Here is a 19652-nt window from a genome sequence, read left to right as displayed (position 1 = left end):
AGCCGGCGTCCACGAGATTGGACTGGCTGAGGAGCCACGAGTGAGCGGACCTACCCGTCGTGGCTGAACCTGACCGCGCCGGTTCGGGTGGTCGAGGCCCACGACCCGGCATCCGCCCCGTCACCGAGCGGACCCACGTCACTACGGCCGAGCTCTTCTTCGACCTGGTGTTCGTGGTCGCCTTCCTTCAGGTCACCACCCGGATGTCCGACGAGGCCAGCCTGCTCAACGTGCTGCAGGGAATTCTGCTGCTCACCGTGCTCTGGTGGTCCTGGTCGCTGTTCGCCTGGCTGGGCAACCGGGCAAACGCCAACTACGGCCTGTCTCGTCTGGTACTGCTGACCGCGACGCCGATCATGTTCGTGCTCTCGGTCTCCATTCCCGAAGCCTTCACCGACCGGCCCGGCGGGGTGTACATGCCGTTCGTCTTCGTCGCCGGGTTCGTCCTGGTGCGGGCCATCTACCTGGCGCTGCGGATCTACGCTTCGCCCGGGCTGCGCCGCCGGGACCTCGCGGCGCTCACCGTGCCGATGCTCGTCGCCGTCGGGCTGCTGACCGCCGCGGCCGCACTGCCCCTGACCGGCCTCGACACCGGCCGCATAGGGATCGGGCAGGTGACGCTCTGGGCGGTCGCGGCCGTCGTGGACTACGCCTTCGGGATGGCCCTGCCCATCGGCGACCGGCGGATCTTCTCCGTCCGGCATTGGACGGAACGGCACAACCTCATCGTCATCGTGGCGATCGGCGAGGTGTTGGTGGCGATCGGGCTGGCCGGAGCCCACCTGCCCGGCACGCTGGGGCTGCTCATTGCGTCGGCGCTCGCCGTCGTCGTCGCCGGCTCGCTCGAGTGGATCTACTTCGACCTGTCGGCACTCGCCGGCGAGAGCGCGCTGTACGCGGCGGATCCGGCCCGGCGGGCGGGGCTCGGACGGGACGGGTACAGCTACCTCCACCTTCCGATGATCACGGGAGTCATTCTGCTGGCGCTCGGCCTGAAGCACGTGCCCTCTCTCGTCGGCGACGAGGCGGCGTACCGGCGGGGCGACCCGCTCGACGACCTCGGCCGGTACGGGATGTACGGTGGCGTAGCCCTCTTCCTGCTCGCCCACGCCGCGTTCCAGTGGCGGCTGAGCCCCCGGATCGGCACTATCATCTGGCCACGGCTCACCGCGGCGGCCGTGCTGCTGGCGACGATCCCCGTCACCACGCGGATCTCCGCTCTACGGGCCTTGATGTGGCTGGCCGTCGTCTGCCTCGTCATGGCGGTGACGGAGTTCATCGTCAGCCGCCCGCAACGGCGGCGGCTGCGGAGCACGCTCCTCGAGGAGGCGGAGGCGGAGGCGGAGGCGGCCCGGCCACCGGCGGACGACGCCGACCAGACTGGGTCGGCGCCGTCCTGAGCAACATACAGACGATCACGCGGTGGCCGCGCCACGTCTACCAGCCCCACCAGCGGCATCTCAAACGGCGGCTGCCGTACTAATCAAGATTTCTCATCCACAACTCTTGACTATTGCTCGATTCAGGGTGGGGGCTGTTCAGGGTTGCAACCGGTACCCAGGTACGGGCTTACCGTCGTGGCATGAGCATCGACCAGGGATGGGTGCCCGAGGCGTGCGGCCTGCCGTCGGCACAGCAGCCGCTGCGACTGGCAGAGTTCGACGAGTTGTTCACCGCCGCCCTGCGCGAGCAGGAGCGGCTGGCGCCCACCCGGCTGCGGTGGCGCTTGGACCCGGCGGCGGAGAACACTGTCCGGGACCTCACCGCGCGCGAGAGTGACTGCTGTTCCTTCTTCACGTTCGCCTTGACCCGAACCGATATCGCCGTGCAGGTGGATGTGCAGGTTTCGGATGCCCAGGTGGAGGTCCTCGACGCGCTCGCTGCTCACGCCACGTCCAGGCTGACGGCATGAGCGGCTTGCGCATCAGCCAGGTCGCCTCCGCCGCCGGGGTGAACCCGCAGACCCTGCGCTACTACGAGCGGCGAGGCCTGCTGAGCGAACCGCGCCGCAGCCTCGGCGGGCACCGCCGCTACCCGGCCGAGACGATCACCGTGCTGCGGGTGATCAAGGCCGCCCAGCGGCTCGGCTTCACCCTCGACGAAGTCGCCGACATGCTCGCCATCGCCCGCCACCGGCACCGCCGTTCCGCCGACGCCGGCCTGCGGGCCCGGACACCGGACAAGCTCGCCGAGGTCGAGGCGAAGATCACCGACCTGCAGGTCATCGCCGAGACGCTGCGCGCGGCGGTCGACGCCGGCTGCGACGACCTTGTCACCTGCGCCCGCAGCCCGTGCTGCCCGCTCCCGTTCGCCCCCCTCGGCCAAGGAACCCCGATGCCGACGCTCATTGACCTGTCACGACGTCTTCTCCCGTCCGGGCTGACCGGCTTGGCCGGCGCGGCATGCCTGGGATGCTGCGCCATCCCGCTGCTGCTGGCCGCCGACATCCTGTCCGGCGCCGGCTGGGCCGCTCTCGGCCGGTGGATGCCCGGCCTCACCGTCGCCCTGGCCGCAGCGTCAGGTGCCGCCTGGTGGTGGGCCCGTCGCCACACCCGCCGAGATCGGCGGCGCCCGGCTGGTCTGGCAGGGCTGGCGCGAGCACCGGGGCCGGTGGGGGTCGCCGCCGGGATCATCGCCCTCGACGCGTACGGCTTCGTCGCCACCTGTGCTTGGTCGGCGTCGCCGTCATCAGGTACGCCCCACGACCCGGCTGAGCCCCCCGACCGCAGGCAGTGCGGCTGCCCGGGACCAGACAGCCCAGACGGGATCACCAGGGGCTGGATGAGGCGTGGGTTGTCGCTGATCGGCGATGACGCCGCTGCATGACCGGGCTATCGTCAGGTCGGGAAGCGGCAGTCGCCAGTCATCGGGGTGACCGCCCCTGCTGCGGGACGTGGGGCCAAGTCAGGAGATGTTGATGGTCGGCATCGCGTACGTGATCGGGTTCGGCGCCCCGGCCGACCGGTTGGCGGTAGCGGCAGCGATCGTCTGCCCCCGACGTGTCCTTGTCTGATGAAGGCGGTCGAGGTGCTCGTGGTCGGGGCGGGGCCGACCGGGCTGGCCGTGGCCGGGCAGTTGGCCGCCTTCGGCGTGCGGGTTCGCGTAGTCGACCGGGCCGTTGATCGGGTCCATGAATCCCGGGCGCTCGCGATTCAGCCTCGCACTCTGGAGGTTCTCGCGGGTCTCGGTGTGACCGACGAGCTGGTGGCCCGCGGCAACCGGGCGGTCGGCATGTGCCTGCACGCGCGCGGCCGGCAGCGGTCGGTGCCGCTGTTCGACCTGGGCCTTCACGACACCGCGTACCCCTATCTGCTCTTCCTCTCCCAGGCGGAGACCGAACGTGTGCTCGGTGAACACCTGGCCGCGGCCGGCCTTGCCGTCGACCGTGGTGTCGAACTGGTCGGGCTGGAGCAGACCGACGACGGCGCGATGGCGAGGCTGCGGCACCGCGACGGCCGCGAGGAGCCAGTGTCGGCCCGGTACGTGGTGGGCTGTGACGGCGCGCACAGCAGCGTACGCCACCTCGCCAGGATCGGGTTCGAGGGCGCCGCATACCCACAAACGTTCGTTCTGGCCGACCTCGAAGCCGACGGCGTCGAGCCCGGGGCGGCGCACGTGTTCCTGTCCGAGCGGGGGATGCTGTTCCTCTTCCCGCTCGGCCACCCAACCAGTTGGCGGCTGCTGGCCATGCGGCCGCCCACCGACCTGACCCCGCCGGACGCCCCGGTCACCCTCGACGAGGTGCAGGCCCTCGCCGACACCTACACCGCCGCGACGATGCGACTGCACGACCCGGTCTGGATGACCAACTTCCGGCTGCACCACCGGGCCGCCACCCGCTACCGGGCGGGGCCGGTGTTCCTTGCCGGCGACGCCGCGCACATCCACAGCCCAGCCGGCGCCCAAGGCATGAACACCGGCATCCAGGACGCAGTCAACCTCGGCTGGAAACTGGCCCAGGCCCTGCGCGGCGACGCCGCCCCGGCCCTGCTGGACACCTACGACACCGAGCGGGCGCCGGTCGGGCGGATGGTGCTGCGCTTCACCGACCGGGCGTTCACCGTCGCCACCTCCACCAACCCGCTCGTCCGTTTCGCCCGTACCCGCCTCGCCCCCGCCCTCATCCCCGTCGCGCTCGCACCCAGATTCGTCCGGGCATCCGCCTTCCGCACCGTGTCGCAACTCGGCATCGGCTACCGGCACAGCCCGCTGTCGGTGGAGGACCCGAGCGCGCCCCGCAAAGGCCCCCGGGCCGGTGACCGGCTGCCCGACGCCCCGGTCCCCGCCGGCGGGGACAGTGCCACCCTGCACCAGCTCACGGCCACGCCCGGGTGGCACCTGCTGCTGTGCGGGCCACCCGCCGCCTGGCCGGCCGCCGCGACCCCGGCGCTGGATCGGTACCGGCTGACCGTGCACCGGCTGCCCGAACCCGCCGGTACGGCAGCAGCGCGTACGTCCGCCGCTCGGGCGCTGCGGTGCCTTGGCATCACCCCTGGCGGCAGCGGTCTGTTCCTGGTCCGCCCCGACGGGCACATCGGCTACCGGGCCGGCGGCGTCGACCTGACCGGGCTCCTGGCCTACCTGGACCGATGGCTCCGCTCGTAACACGATGTGCTGCTGAACCGGCCGCCCTCGTCCGATCGTGGCCGTGGAGAGCGACCGGTCCGCGGCCGGGATTCGGCCGCGGACCGGGGATCAACTACGGACTACAACCGCGCGCACTGGCCCGTTGCCGGGCCCTTCACGGTGTTTGGCCGGCTCTCGTTGACCGGGGCCGGGTCGTTGCCCGAGCAGCCCAGCGGCCCGCTGATGATGTTCGCCGTAACCACCACTGGCTGGCTGCCCGTGTTACCGGTCACGGTGACCGCACCGCCGATCGTGACCGTCTCGATCCGTACCCCGCCGCTGTTGGACGAGACCGACACCGGACCCTTCACCTTGCCCCGGCTGATCTTCAGCCCGCCGGTCGCGCCGGACACCGTGACCGGACCGCCCACCGTCGCGTCGGTGAGGTCGAACAGCACGGGGCGGGTGGCGTAAACCGAGCCGCCGATGGTGCCGCCGGTGACCACCAGTGAGGCGCCCGGGTTCACCGTGACGGAGCCGCCGATCGTGGCGTTCTCCAGGCAGGTCAGGCCGGCGGTGACGACCAGCGACTTGGCGTAGTTCCCGGTGATCGTCGTGGTGCACTGCAGCCCGGCCTGCCCGACGGCCGATCGCGGCTTGGTGTCCGCGGTGACCGGCGAGTTCGCCGCGAAGTAGTTCACCAGCATGGTGAGGTCGTTGTCACCAGTGGTGACCTGGTCGAGGCGGTTCGCCAGGGTGGCGAAGTTGTCACCGCCGGAGGCGAGGAACGAGTTCACCGTGACCCGGTACGTGCCCGTCGGGTCGAGCGGCGTGCCGTTCAGCTTGATCGAGGTGATCCGCGAGCCCCTGGGCGCCTCGGGGTTGTAGGTGTAGTTGAAACCCTTCGAGACGCCCAGCCACAGCACCGGCCGGGACGCGCCCTCGGGCTGCCACTGCTCCTCCAGCACCTGCTTGATCTGGGCACCGGTGTAGCTCTTGGTGACCACATCGTTGGCGAACGGCTGGACGGCGAAGGCGTCGGCGTACGTCACCGTGCCGTCGGTCCGGTAGAGCAGGTCGGCCCGCAGTCCGCCGGGGTTCATGAACGCGATCTGCGCCCCGCCCCGGCCGGCGTCCCGGGTGCCGGCGAGCTGCACGTCGGCGATGAAGTTGCCCAGCGCCGACTCCTTGCCCCGGTCCTCGTTGCCGTTGGTGTAGGCCCGCTTCACGTCCGCGGTGATCGAACCGAGCTGCTGCTTGCCCAGCTCGGCGGCCTTGGCCTTGGCCGCGGCCACGATGTCGGCCACCGTCGGGTCCTGCGGCGCCCCGACCACGTCGACCAGCTGCGCGTCGGCGGCGGTCACCGAACCCGTGTTCGGGTCGAAGGTCAGGTTGACCTTGCCCAGCCGCTTGCCGTAGTCCTCGGCCTGCACCACCGGACGCAGCTTGTCCGACCCCGGCACCGGGACCTTGAAGGCGTACGGCTGGTGGGTGTGGCCGCTGAAGATCGCGTCGATGGTGGCGTCGACCCGGGTGAACTTGCCGAAGACCGGGTCGTTGGCCAGCGCCTCGGCGGAGCGGATGTTCTCCGTTGCCGCGCCCTCGTGCGCGAGCAGCACCACCACGTCGGCCTCGCCGTTGTCCGGGTTGCCGTCCTTGAGCTGGCCGGCCACCAGGTTGGCCTCGGCCACCGGGTCACGGAAGGTCAGGCCGGCGATGCCGTCCGGGCTGACGAGGGACGTGGTCTGCTCGGTCACCACGCCGACGAAGCCGACCCGGATCCCACCCACGGTGCTGACGGAGTAGGCCGGCAGCGCCCGGGTGTCACCCCGGTAGACGTTGGCGCCCAGGTACGGGAAGTCGGCGCGGTCGGACACCCGGCCCGTCAGGTCAGCGACGCCCTTGTCGAACTCGTGGTTGCCCACCGCCGAAGCGGCCAGTCCGGCGGTGTTCAACGCGTCGATCGTCGGGGTGTCCCCGTCGATCGCCGAGATGAACGTGGACGCGCCGATGTTGTCGCCGGCGGAGACGAAAGTGGTGTTCGGGTTCTGCGACCGCAGCTGACCCACCAGACCCGCGAGCTGAGCGGCGCCGCCGACCGGCTGACCACCTACGGTGGCCGGGGACTCCAGCCGGCCGTGGAAGTCGTTGATGCTCAGCAGCTGCAGGTTGACCGGCTTCGCCCGGGTGCTGATGCCCACCACGAGCGGGTTGTGGTCGCTGGCCCGGTACGGGTTCGCCTCGTAGAAGGCGGCGAGCCCGTCGTACTGGAAGGCGATCGACTCGACCGCGTTGATCTGCCACACGTCGACCCCGGTGACCCGCGTCGCCAGGGACGGCGAGGCGAGGGCGTGGTCGAGCGAGCCGGACTCGCCGCCGAAGACGTAGGTGGCCTTGCCGGTGTCGTTCAGGTCGCGGTACTGCTTGTCGTAGAGGACCTGCATCGGGTCCTCCTGGGTGTACGCGTTGAAGTCACCCAGCAGCAGCACGTCGTCGGTGCCGCTGTCGGCCTTGACCTGGTCGACGAACGCGGTCAGCGCGCGGGCCTGACGGACCCGGTCGCCGTTCCACGACCCCTGGCCGTCGCCGGCGTCGGCGTTGTCGCCGGTCCCCGCGCCGCTCTTGGACTTGAGGTGGTTGACGACCACGGTGAAGGAGATCTTCCCCGCGGTGAACGTCTGCGCGATCGGCTCGCGGGCGTTGAACCAGACGCTCTCGTCGTTCACGGAGCGGGACGGGCCCTTGGGCTGCACCTTCGCGGGCTTGAAGATGATCGCCGTGGTGATGAAGTCCTGCTGGGCCGGGCCGGGCAGTTCAGCCGGGGTGCGGACGTAGTCCCAGGTGCCCGCGCCCTGCGCGGTGTTCAGCGCCGCCACCAGGCGCTTCAGCGCCTGCTGCGGGTCACCCGCGTCGAACCGGACGGAGTTCTCGATCTCCTCGAGCGCCACCACGTCGGCACCCAGCGCGCCGATCGCCGAGACGATCTTCGCCTCCTGCCTGGCCAGCGCGGCCTCGTCGGCCGCGCCGCGGGCGTCGCCGCCGAAGTGCACGAAGTAGTTCAGCACGTTGAAGCTGGCCACCCGCACGTCGCCGCCGACGTCCACCGGTCCCGCGGTACGCGGGTTGGTGGCCTTGAAGGTGGTCCGTGCGGCGGACGGGGTGTCCGCGCTGACCGGCGTGGTCGGCTGCAGCCGCCACTCGTTGAAGCCGTACGACAGCACCGACGGTCCGAACGCCTCGACCGAGTCGCCGACGCGCAGCGGGTTGGCCTTGGACAGGTACGGCGGCAGCAGCCCGGCGGTGGCCAGGTTGGTGGTCCTGCCGTCGTCGACCAGGACCCGGGCGAGCTTGTTCGCGGCGGCCACCTGGTTGGCGGCGTCAGATCCCGGGCGGGCCACGTCGGTGCGGTTGGCGGCCGGACGGTCACCGGCGGCGAGCACGACCTCGCCGTACCGGTTGGTGTTGTAGACGTCGGAGACGGTGAACGCGCCGACCGGCGCGACCAGCATCGACTCGACCGACTCGCGGGCGGCGTCGTCCAGCGGCAGGGAAACCGGGACCGGTGCGGGCAGCGCCGCGCCGTGCTCGCAGACCTGCACGTCGCTCTTGGCGGCGATGTTCAGCTGGGTGAGCCCGTTGAAATCACTCGCGGTGCCGCTGACCCGCACCCGGTCGCCGATCGCGACCGACGGGTGGTTGGCGGTGTTCGTGGTGAGGTAGACGAAGATGCCGTCCGACGCCGTGCCGGCGGCGGCCGGACGGTCTCCGCCGCTGCCAGCGGTCTGCACGTAGACGCCGTTGTAGCCACCAGTGCGGTGGTCGGCGGTCACCACGCCCTCGACGGTGACCTTCGTGTTCGGCAGCGGCGTCGCGCTCCCGGTGCCCTGTACCTCGGCGATCGTGTGGTCGACGGTGACGGTGCAGCCCGGGGTCGGGTCGGGGTCACCGCCGCCACCACCGGGGGCGCCGTTGAGGACGCCGAACGTGTTCGGTGCAGGGGCCCGCCAGGTGCCGTCGATCTTCTGCAGGGAGTGGCCGACCAGGGTGGTCGACGTCTCGTCCACGCCGATGTCGGCACCGGTCAGCCCGTCCGCCGGCCCGCCGACTGCCTTGAAGGTCCCCTCATAGGTCAGGAACTCCGCGACGGCTCCGCTCGGGGCGACGAGCGCGACCCCGTCGGGAGACCCGTTCTGGATGCCGTCCGTCGGGTACGACTCGACGACCACACCCGCGGCCGGCACGACACCGCTGAGCGTCCTGGTGTTGTACGCCGCGCCGTTGCCACCGTTGTAGAGAACGATTCCCCAACCGGTCAGGTCGTAGCCGGCCGGCGCCTCGATCTCGATGGCCTCGCCGGTGTCGGTGCCGGCGTTGTCGTAATGAATCTCGCTGATCGCCGGTGTCGCCGTCGCCGGTGCGGCGAACGCGGTCGCGCCGCTGGCCAGCGTGAGCGCACCGCTGGTGAGCAGCACACCCAGTGTGTTGAGTGCTTGTCTGCGTCTGGTCCTGTGCATGAAGTTCGGCCTCCGAGGGGGGTAGACCCTGCAGGGTAAGCGGGATCGGTGCCCGGGCAAGAGCCGCCAGATGTACGAAAACGAATGGTCACCTGGCCGACCGTGGCAACTAATCGGCGACAGTGAGTATTTGCTGGCAGCGCCGCTGAACTGCTCGTCCTCGGGCGTGAGGGTAATCAGAATCGGCCATCGTGGGCACAACGCCCCAGCGGCCTCAACCTTGCCGTTGTCGGGCCTCGACGGTAGTCAATTCTTACGTGCGGGACCTGTGGTCTGGCGCCGGCCGGCAGCGGATCGGACTCCGAACGGGTGAGGAGCGGGCGCCGCGATCCCCGGGACTTCGGCTCGGCGAACGGCCGCCGGGCTCATCCTGAAATATCCTGATTCGATGCGCCGCGTGCGACAGCTCGCCGAACGGACGCCGGCCGGGCGGGAGCGGTACGTCGATTTCCTCCGGGCGTTGGCAATCAGCCTGGTGGTGGTAGGTCACTGGCTGGTCACCGTCGTGGTCCACGACAGTTCCGGCCATCTCACCGGCTTCTCGGCGCTGTCCGACCTGGCGTGGGCCCGTCCGCTCAGCTGGATCTTCCAGGTGATTCCAGTGTTCTTCCTGGTGGGCGGCTTCGCCAACGCTGCTTCGCTGAACAACAGGCTGGCTCGGGGTGGCAACGCCACAGAATGGCTGCTGGACCGCAGCGCCCGGCTGGTCCGCCCCACCACCGTGCTGCTCCTGACGCTCGCCATCGGCAGCCTGCTGGGCAGGGTGATCGGCGTGGATGCCGCCGAGATCCGGACCGTGGTCTCGTTTGCCACCATCCCGCTGTGGTTCCTCAGCGCCTACGTTGCCGTGGTGGGGCTCACTCCGGTCATGTATCCGCTGCACCACCGCTTCGGGTTCGCCGTACCGCTGGTGCTGGTGGCGCTGGTGGCCGCCGGCGATCTCGGGCGACTCCTCGGCCCGGGCCCGCTGTCTGGCGGCAACTTCCTCCTCGGCTGGCTGGTCATCCACCAGATCGGCTTTGCCTGGTACGACGCATACGCGTTGAAGGGGCCGGCCGGGCACGATGGGCGTCGTCGCCGGCTGCTCGCCCGCCGGCTGCCGTTGGGTCGACCGGCGGGCGTGCCCCTGCTGCTCGTGGGTCTTGGCGCGCTGCTGCTGCTCACCGTCGTCGGCCCCTATCCGGTCAGCATGATCGAAGTGCCTGGCGAACGACTGGACAACACCTCGCCACCCAGCCTGGCCCTGCTGGCTCTGGCCACCCTTCAGCTCGGGGTCATCCTGCTGCTGCACCATCCGGTCGAACGATGGTTGCGCCGCCCCCGCCCCTGGCGGGCAGTGATTGGGGTGAACGCCGTCGTCATGACCGTCTTTCTGTGGCACCTGACCGCGGTCGTGGTACTGATTGGCGTGCTGACCACGGTGCACTGGCTACCGTCCCCACCGGTCGGCGGCGGAAGTTGGTATGCGTTCCGGGCGCTCTGGCTGCTGATGCTGACCGCCGTCCTGCTGGCGCTGATAGCCGTCCTCGGCCCGATCGAGGCACGCACCAGCCGCCGGACCCGGCATCAGGACCGCGAACGGACGGGCACCGGCCGGACCAGTACGACCCGCACCGTACTCACCGCGGCCGGCTACGCGGGTGTGGTGGCCGGCCTGCTGATCAACACCATGGTCGGGATGTCCGCACCCGAGCCGCTGGGACTGCCCCCCGGCGCACTGGTCGCCTTTCTGGTCGGGGCAGGCATCCTGCGGCTACTCAGAGCAACAGGGGAGCCTCTCGGTCGACCCTCCCGGTAAGGAGCCGGGCGCACGCATCCGGTCGGCTGGTGCTGCCGAGGCGTCAGGCCTCGTTGATGGCGTCCTGGCCGTGCCGGGACAAGGAGCGCAGCCGGTAGGTCGATGGTGTTGCGCTTCAGCCGGTGGCGTCGATGTTCATTGCGAGGCGCTACCACCTCCGGCACGACACCGGCATGACCCAACCCGCAGAGGGAGCTTCCATGCGTATTCGTCCACCCCTGGCCGTCGGTGCGGCCTTCGCCCTCGTCCTCACACTCAGTCCATCGGCCGCCTCGGCCGTCGTGGACGTGGGGTCACCGGGCATCGACCGGCTGGATGTTCGTCGTACGTCGGCATCGGCGCGACCGACTGACGCCCAGCTCACCGCAGTACGCGAACTGGCCCGTGCTGCGGGCGCCGGCACGCGGGTCAGCTGGGACCGGCGGTTCGGCACCCCTCGGACGATCCGCAAGGACGGTGGCTGGCTCACCGGTCCACGATCGGGGGACGCGGCCGTCGTGGCCCGGTCGTTCATCGACGCCAACCGCGATGTCTTCGGTCTCACGGCGGCGGATGTCGCGGCGCTGACCATCGTGCGGGATCACGAACTCGTCGGCACCGGCACCCACGTGGTGAACTTCGCGCAGACGTACGCCGGCCTGCCGGCGGTGCGCGGCGGGCGCCTCGGCGTGGCCGTCAGCAGCGACGGGAGAGTCCTCTCCTATGCCGGCAACTCCGTCCGCAGCGGTGCGCTCACCGCCGCCCACACCCTGTCCGCCGGCCAGGTGGTGGAGGGTCTGGCGGGCAAGCTCGCCCCCGGCGTGGCCTACACGGCGCAGCCGGCCGGTGACCGCGCCGGATTCCAGGTCTTCGCCAAGGGCCCCTTCGCCGGCGAGTCCTACGTGCAGAAGGCAGCGTTCCCGACCCAGGACGGCGCCCGGCCGGCCTACCGGGTGTTGTTCATCAAGGCCCTCGACGAGGCATGGGACACGGTCGTCGACGCGGCGACCGGGGAAACGCTGTACCAGGCGTCCCTGGTGGCGCGCGACGCCGAAGGCACCGTCTACGAGAACTACCCCGGGGCGCCGGCGGGCGGCGCTCCGGTCATCAAGTCGTTCGGGCCGACCGCCCAGTCGCCGTCGGGGTACGTCGACCCGACCGGTCTGGTGGGCGCCGCCGGGCCGACGACTTTCGGCAACAACGCCAACACGTATGCCAACTACTCGAACTTCCTGGTCCCCGCCGATCAGGGGCCGCGTCCGGTGAGCCCGACCGCCCAGTTCAACTATCCGTACGAGGCCAACTGGGCGCGCAGCAAGGGGCAGACGGTGCCGCCGAGCTACGCCCAGGACCTGAATCCGGCGGCGACCAACCTGTTCTGGCAGCACAATCGCATCCACGACGAGTTCCGGGCGCTGGGCTTCACCGAGTCCGGAGGAAACTTCCAGGTCGGCAACGGCAGCAACGGCGGACAGGGCGGCGACCCGGTGCTCGGGCTGGTGCATGCCGGTGCGGCCAGCGGCGGCGCGCCCACCTACACCGGTCGGGACAACGCCTACATGCTCACCCTGCCCGACGGTATCCCGGCGTGGAGCGGGATGTTCCTGTGGGAGCCGATCAACGACACGTTCGAGGGGCCGTATTCGGACGGCAACTTCGACGCGTCCGTCATCGAGCACGAGTACGCGCACGGGTTGTCCAACCGGTACGTCAGCGGCGAGGACAACGCCCTCAACACCCACCAGTCCGGTTCGATGGGCGAGGGGTGGGGCGACTGGTACGCGCTGAACTACCTCTACGGCAAGAAGCTCGCCACCACCGCTGTGGTCGGCCAGTACGCCACCGGCAACCTCGAACGCGGCATCCGCAACTGGAGCTACGACAAGAACCCGACCGGGTTCGGTGACATCGGATACGACCTCGGCGGCGCCGAGGTCCACTCCGACGGGGAGATCTGGACGGCGATCCTGTGGGACATGCGTAAGGCCCTCGTCGCCCGCTACGGCGAGACGGCCGGTGGCGAGATGGCCGCACGCCTGGTCACCGACGCGATGCCGCTGTCCCCGGCGGACCCGTCGTTCATCGACATGCGCGACTCGATCCGCACCGCCCTGGGCAACCGCTACCACAGCAGGTCCGACTACACCGCCGTCGTGGACACGGTCTACGACGCCTTCGCCAAGCGGGGCCTGGGCCTGCACGCGGCCAGCAACGGTGGCGACGACACCGACCCCATCCCGTCGTACGAGCACGTGAACCCGGCTCGCAACGGCACCCTGACCGGCACCGCCGTCAACGCCGCCACCGGCAAGCCGATCCCCGGCGCCCGCATCATCCTCGGCGTCTTCGAAGCAAGGGTCACCCCGCTGCGGACGTCGTCCGCCGACGGCGGGTTCTCCGCGCCCGTGACCGCCGGCACCTACCCGGTGACCATCGCGGCGGACGGTTTCGGCTCCCGAACCTTCCCGGGTGTGAAGATCACCGCCGGTAAGGCCACCGCGTTGCAGTTCGCGCTGCCGCCCAACCTGGCCTCCGCCGCCAACGGCGCCACCGTCGTCTCGGCCACCGCGACCGGTGCCGGACGGCTGATCGACGACACCGAGGCGAGCACCTGGAAGGCCAGCCGGGGCACCGGCAACGCCGTGATCAAGCTGGCCGCACCGGCGGAGATCTCGTCGGTGCAGGTCAGCGCCTTCACGAACTCCCGATTCGAAGGGCTGCGCGGATTCACCGTGCAAACCTCCACCGACGGAACGAACTGGCAGACGGTCCTGACCCGGGCGGACGCGTTCGGCTACCAGACGCCCCGCCCCACCGCACCCGACCTGCACTACAAACAGTTCACGCTGTCGAAGCCGGCGCAGGCCCAGTACGTGCGGTTCTGGACCGACACCGCGCTCGGCGAGACGAAGAGCGACGTGCAGACGGCGGAACTGCAGGTCTTCTCGCAGACCGTCACCGGGGTGGAGCCGCTGCCGCCGTCGCCGCCGGACGCGCCGGTGACCGACGCCGGGGTGATCGTCACGGGCAACCCGTCCACCGGCACGGCCGACGACGCCACCGGGGTGACCGCGACAGCGTTCAAGACGACCTGTGCGGTGCCCGCCGCGCCGGCGCAGGGCGCGGACGGGTGGGTCACCAAGCTGCCTGACAGCTTCGGCGACGGGGCCCACGAAGTGCAGGTACGCAGCGACAGCATCCTTCCGTACGACTTCGACCTGTACTTCTACGACGATTCGTGCACCTTGCTCGGCACCGCGGCGTCGTCGGCCGCCGACGAGTCCGGCACGATCCCGAGCGGAGCCCGCTACATCCTGACCCAACTCTGGTTGGGCGCCGCCGTGCCGTTCACCCTCACCGCGACGGACACGAGGTGAGGTAGCGGCGCGACATACCCGAGCACCCCTCCTGAAGGTGTTCGTGGTGGTTGCCAACGGGCCGGGCCCGCGCCGATTGATCGGCGCGGGCCCGGGTGATCTCAGTCGGCGGTCAGCACGTGTCGGGTCGGAGGGCGAAGTCGGTGGTCACCGTCTTGCCCGCCTTGATGGTCACCTTCTGGGTCTGTGGGATCCACCCGTCCCGGGCCACGATCACCTGGGTCGGGTTGGCGCCCTCCGGCGCCCAGATGGCGTACTTGCCGTTGGCGTCGGCCTTCAGCGTGAACGTCCAGCCGCCCTTGCCGTTGACCTGGACCGTGGCTCCCCGCAGGGGGGCCTTGTTGCCCTGGCAGTCGATTCCGGTGACGGTGCCGGCCAGCTTGCCCCAGTCCTTGGGCGGCTGCACCACCATCGTCACGTCGATCGGGTTCACCGCGTACGGGGTGTTGGACCTGACCCCGAGTTGCGCGGTGTAGGTGCCGGGCTGGCCTACGCCCGCCGCCGAGGTGGCGTCGAGCGTGACGCTCACCGTGACGCTCTGCCCGGGCTGCAGCGTCGCCGTGGTCGGGGACGCGGCCAGCCACGGAACGTCGCTGACGGTGGAGCACTGGTCGAAGCCGGGCAGCCGTTCGCTCTCCGGCGTCGGGGTGAACCCGCCGGTCGATCCACCGACCTTCACGAACCCGCACGCCGCCCCAGCCCGGTAGCGGGCGTAGTTGGCGTTGGGCAGCGCCGCCCAGGAGTTGGCCGCCGGGTCGTAGGCCCAGCCCTGGTTGGTGACGATGGTGGAGTTGTTGATGACACCGGTGGACAGCAGCAGCAGGCCGTTGGCGGTGTCGGCGGCCACGCCCCAGAAGTCGACCGGCAGGTCGGCCAGCTGGGTCCAGGTGTTGGTGCCCGGGTGGTAGCCGTAGGTGCTCTTCAGGGTCGTCGGCCCGTTACCGCCGGCGCAGTAGACCGTGCCGTTGATCCCGCCGCAGCCCTGCCAGGCCACGGCGACCGGATACGGCGCGACGGTGGTGAACGAGTCGGCTCCCGGGTTGTACCGGACGACCGCGTTGGACTTGGCGCAGGTACCGTCCACGCACCCGCCGACCAGGTAGATCTGGCCGTCGACGACCGCGATGCCGGGGGCTGCCCTCGGCGCGGGGTTGACCGAAGCCCGGGTCTGCCAGGCCTTGGTGGCGGGGTCGTAGGCGTAGACCTTGCTGGACGGGTTGCCGGCCGAGTCCCAGCCGCCGAACACGTACAGCTTGCCGTCGACGAACGCCGCCGCCGGCTTCTCCAGCGCCGCGGGCAGGTCGGCGATCCGGGTCCAGACGTTCGTCGCCGGGTCGTACACGTAGCTGTTGGCGAGGTTGGCGGAGGCGGAGGCGCCACCCACCGAATACACCTTGCCGTCGTACGCGGCGACGGCGTTGTCCATCACCGAGACCGGATAGTTGGCTGTGTTGACCCACGGCGGTGCGTAGGGGGACGGCTCGACCGGGTCACCGGCCGTGCTGTCGCCCCGCCAGGCAATCGACGTGCCGCTGCCCTTGACCAGGTTGTTCTGCAGTGGCGCGCCGCGCGATCCGAGGATCTCGAAGCCACCGCGCCGCTCGGACAGCTCCACGCTGGCCGGCGCGTTGCCCGTGTTGGTGATCGTCGTGTTCACCGTCGTCTTCTGCCCCAGCGTCTGGGTGCCGGTCACCGACGGCGGGGTGATGGTCAAGCGGCCGGCCTTGAGCGAGTAGTCGGCTCGGGTGCTCCGGTCGGCCGCCACGTTCACGGTGGCGGTGACCGCCCCGTAGTTGCTGCTCGAGGCCGTGAACGGGTGCTCCCCGGTCAGCGACGAGAACATCCAGTAGAAGCCGTCACCGAGGTTGCCGTCGTCCGGCGTCGGCCCGGCGGTGGCCTTCTCGGCCGGCTTGTCCACACTGGTCACCGTGCCGCCGTTGAGGCCGGTCGAGGTGTTGCCGTCGAGCACCTGACCAACAACCAGACCGCCCGGAACCGGCTCACAGGCCCGGTTGACGACCGAGACGTTGTCCACCTCCCACCACCAGGCGTAGCTACCCCGGTAGTGGAACCGGACCCGAACGTCGGCGTGCCCGCCGGCCTGCGGGATCTGGACCTCCTCGAGCACCGGACCGCGCCGGCTGGCGGTGGTCCAGTTCGCCGCCCTCACCCAGGTCGTGCCGCCGTCGACGCTGACGTCGATGTCGGCGAAACCGTTGAGCGCCCGGTAGTCGCTGTTGAACCGCAGCACCGGCGACGACACGGCGGACAGGTCCAGCGCCGGAGTGATCAAATCGGTGTCGATGGTGGTGCCGGAACCGGCCGCGTCGCTGTCCGCGATCGCGTACTTGCCGGTGCCGCCGGTGAGGTTGCCCCGGTTACGCGGGTCGGTGAACACCCAGCCACCGCTGGTGGTCCGGTTCACCACGTTCCAACCCTGCGGGGTCGTCCCGGACTCGAACTGCTCGGTGAGCACCGGGGCGCCGTAGTTGAACTTGTAGCCGGCGGCGGTGCAGCTGTTCTCGACGGCCAGGCCGAAGTCCTTCACCTGGTCGCCGTCGCCGACGGTGACCTGCGCGGTGCCCTGCTGGTAGGCCGGGTACATCGCCTTGACGGTCAGCCCGTACTCGCCGCCGGGCAGGTCGACGGAGTACGCGCCGGTGGCGGGGTCGGTGAACACCGGACCGCCCGGCTTGCCGGCCACGTCGATCCGCGCGTACAGCGGCCAACCATGCCCGGAGCTGTCCTTCACCACGCCGGAGAGCTTGCGCATCGGCACGGCGTCGAGGGCAAAGTTGGCGGTCACGCTGCCGCCGTCGGTGACGGTGACCGTCTGGGTCTTCGGCGCATAGCCGAACGCCGACGCGGTCAGCTCGTGCTGCCCGGCCGGCAGCGTCAGCTTGTAGCCGCCCTGGTCGTCGGTGACGGTGCCGCTGCCGCCGACGCGCACCGCGGCGCCGGCGATCGGCGCACCACCGGACTTGGTGACCTTGCCGGTGACCTCCCCGCGTGGCCCGGCCACGCAATTCGGGAACTTCATCGCGCCGACCCGGGTCTGCCAGGTGGCGGAGCTGGTGGTGGTCAGGTATTCGGAGGTGAACCAGAAGGTGCAGCCGTCGGTCGGGTCCACCGACATCGAGCTGTAGTCGCCCCAGCGGGCCGCCGAGTGGGTCTGCGCTCCGGTGCCGGCGATCAGCGTCCGCTCGCTCTGCCCGAGCTGGCCGAGCGGGTCACCGGAGAGTCGGCCGGCCATTCGGATGGACGGGAACGACGTGCTGCCCGACGCCGAGTAGCCGAACGCGATGTTGCCGGAGACGTCGATCGCCCCACTGGCCATCCAGCGGTGCTCGGCGTCCGGCGCGTACGTGCCCTGCTGGTTGATCCGCCAGTTGGTGGGCGAGGTGCTCTGCAGCTCGTACCAGCGCATGCCGGCGTGGTCGGTGCCGTCAGCGTCGACCGTGTGGTTCAGCACGATCGAGGCGTGGTCGCCGAAGTTCCGGTACGCGGCCCGGTACATCAACCGGTCGGAGATGGAGTCCAGCCGCGCCGAGGTGCCCTGCTGGGGGATGCAGGCGCGGGCGTAGTTGCACATGTTCGAGTCGAACGGTGCGGTCTCCAGGAAGCGGTCCGGGGCGAGGTTGTTGCCGAACGTGGAGTTCGTCGGGTTGGTCCAGTCGACCTTGAAGTCCCACATCAACAGCCGGTCGGTGGGCGAGATGCCCCATGCGTCGTCGTCGAACATGACGAACGGGTTCGGTGCGCCGGCCGGCGGGGCAAGCCCTTCGGAGTCTGCGGGCAGCAGGCCCCCGAAATCGGGCCCGAGGTGGAAGTACACCATTCGGGCCGGTTGGCCGGTGAGCATCTTCTCCCGCTCGAACGCCACCGCGCCCGCGCCGACGAACGACGGCGCGAACTCGTTGGTCGTCATGTAGTAGGCGTCCGGCCAGATCCCGTACTTCGGGTAGTCGTTCATCCGGGTCTGGTGGTACAGGAAGTCGTACCGGAAGTAGGCGCCGGTCGGGTCCGGGGTCTGGGAGATGGCCATGCACTGGTGGTTGCCGGCCGACCCGCCGGGGAGGGCGAACTGGGTGACCATCCACCGGTCTGCGGCCTCGTCGTAGAGCACGACGGGGTCGCCGTCGTTCCTGGTCTCGCAGGGTCCGCCGAAGCCGGCCCAGATCGCGTTGCCGGGCAGCGGACCGAGCAGCAGGCTGCCGGTCTTGCTGTAGACGGCGTAGTGCAGGTTCACCATCTGCACGTAGTGGTTGGGCCCCACATCGCCGTTGGTGTCCGGCGGCAGCACCCCGTCGACGTTGCCGACGCCCTCGAAGTTCGCGGCGAACTCAGGTACCTGAGTGGCGGTGACGCCTTGCTGCACGGCGTCGCTTCCCGCGGCGGCGGACGTCTGCGTCGCCTGGCGGTCCAGTGACCGAGCTGGCTGTGCCGCAATTTCCGATCCCTCGCCGCCCTTGTTTTTCGCAGCGATGTCGCGCAGTTTTCGCGAAACGTCGTGTTTGGTGGCTTGGCGCACTTCGGCCTTTGCCGCTGCCCGTGCCTGTGTGGCGGGTCCCGGGTCGACGGGTCGGGCGACTGCTGGTAGGGCACCGAGGAGCAGGACGGCGGCGGCCACGGCGGCGACCGGGCCTGCCCTCAGAAGTCCTCTTCGCGTTTTGCGCATCAGGCGACGACCTCCTGGTTGACGGTGGCCAAGAGTGACTGGCTCACCGAGGGTGCGGGACGCGGATACCGTCGGTAAGCGGAATCCTGCGATCATCGTCGATGGGTTTCGATCTTTCCTCAAGCGCAGGGGCCGGGCAGGAAGGGGGCAAAATCGGTTCAATATCGAGCTTCAGGTTTGAACGTGCAGCGCCCTGATGTTGACCTGTCTTCCGCAAATTGCTTTCCTTCTGTCATGAGCAGTCCTGCGGGGGATTTCGACGAACAGCCGGTCGTACTCTGCGTGACCGCCAGCCGCAGCAAACGGGCCCAACTGGCTCGGCTATTGAGCGGCCACGGTGTCGTGCTGATGTTTCCCGACCTGCAGGCGATCCGCGCGGTGCTGTTCGACGACACGGCCGTCTCCGCTGCTCCCGCGACGGGTGCCGTGGCGCTGGGGCGGCTGGTGGTCAACCAGCAGCGGCAACAGGTCAGCTGGGCCGGCCACGTCCTCCCGCTGACCCGCCTGGAGCGGGACGTGCTCGCCGCGCTGGCCAGCCCGCCCCTGCGTGTCTGGACCTACCAGCAGCTCTACGAGCGGGTGTGGGCAGTGGACTACCTGGACGACGCCTCGGCCGTCCGGTCCACCGTCAAGCGGCTGCGCGCCAAGCTCCGCGACGCGAACGCCACCGTCGCGGTGGAGTCCGCCCGAGGCGTCGGTTACTCCCTGGTGGACGCCACTTCCCAAGGTCGTCATTGAGC

The 19652-nt window shown here is 70.1% G+C and carries 9 protein-coding genes; 7 read left to right on the top strand and 2 right to left on the bottom strand.

The window, feature by feature from the left end; all coding sequences use genetic code 11:
- Nucleotides 1-59: 59 nt before the first annotated feature.
- From AB0I41_RS00640 to AB0I41_RS00625, 4 genes are all read left to right on the top strand, one after another.
- Nucleotides 60-1400, top strand: a complete 1341-nt coding sequence (locus AB0I41_RS00640) for a low temperature requirement protein A (protein ID WP_357100040.1) — start codon at nt 60-62, stop codon at nt 1398-1400.
- 182 nt (nt 1401-1582) lie between these two features.
- The gene (locus AB0I41_RS00635; RefSeq protein ID WP_357100037.1) at nt 1583-1912 is read left to right on the top strand and encodes a hypothetical protein; all 330 of its coding nucleotides are present in this window, start codon (nt 1583-1585) and stop codon (nt 1910-1912) included.
- Nucleotides 1909-2826, top strand: a complete 918-nt coding sequence (locus tag AB0I41_RS00630) for a MerR family transcriptional regulator (RefSeq protein WP_357100034.1) — start codon at nt 1909-1911, stop codon at nt 2824-2826. The genes AB0I41_RS00635 and AB0I41_RS00630 overlap by 4 nt, the downstream gene beginning before the upstream one ends.
- 186 nt (nt 2827-3012) lie before the next feature.
- On the top strand, nt 3013-4605 hold the full coding sequence (locus AB0I41_RS00625; RefSeq protein WP_357100031.1) for an FAD-dependent monooxygenase: 1593 nt from the start codon (nt 3013-3015) through the stop codon (nt 4603-4605).
- A 101-nt stretch (nt 4606-4706) separates the two neighbouring features.
- Here AB0I41_RS00625 and AB0I41_RS00620 read toward each other — a convergent pair whose 3' ends face one another.
- Nucleotides 4707-9080, bottom strand: coding sequence for an ExeM/NucH family extracellular endonuclease (locus tag AB0I41_RS00620; RefSeq protein ID WP_357100028.1), 4374 nt, complete (start codon nt 9078-9080; stop codon nt 4707-4709).
- A 388-nt stretch (nt 9081-9468) separates the two neighbouring features.
- Here AB0I41_RS00620 and AB0I41_RS00615 point away from each other — a divergent pair, with 388 nt between their 5' ends.
- Entirely contained in the window at nt 9469-10878 is a 1410-nt protein-coding gene (locus AB0I41_RS00615; protein ID WP_357100025.1) for an acyltransferase, read from the top strand.
- A 200-nt stretch (nt 10879-11078) separates the two neighbouring features.
- Nucleotides 11079-14234: a M36 family metallopeptidase gene (locus AB0I41_RS00610; RefSeq protein ID WP_357100022.1), complete on the top strand. Its 3156-nt coding sequence runs from the start codon at nt 11079-11081 to the stop codon at nt 14232-14234.
- A gap of 112 nt (nt 14235-14346) precedes the next feature.
- Here the strand turns inward: AB0I41_RS00610 and AB0I41_RS00605 are convergent, their stop codons facing one another.
- On the bottom strand, nt 14347-18612 hold the full coding sequence (locus AB0I41_RS00605; protein ID WP_357100019.1) for a carboxypeptidase regulatory-like domain-containing protein: 4266 nt from the start codon (nt 18610-18612) through the stop codon (nt 14347-14349).
- A gap of 534 nt (nt 18613-19146) precedes the next feature.
- Here AB0I41_RS00605 and AB0I41_RS00600 point away from each other — a divergent pair.
- Nucleotides 19147-19650 carry a winged helix-turn-helix domain-containing protein gene (locus AB0I41_RS00600; RefSeq protein WP_357100016.1) on the top strand — a complete coding sequence of 168 codons (504 nt, stop codon included), beginning with the start codon at nt 19147-19149 and terminating at the stop codon, nt 19648-19650.
- The last annotated feature ends 2 nt before the right edge of the window (nt 19651-19652 follow it).

This window comes from Micromonospora sp. NPDC050200 (assembly GCF_040656135.1).
Taxonomy (GTDB): domain Bacteria; phylum Actinomycetota; class Actinomycetes; order Mycobacteriales; family Micromonosporaceae; genus Micromonospora.
The sequence above is the reverse complement of the archived record's forward strand: the minus strand, read 5'-3'. Positions and strand labels throughout refer to the sequence as shown.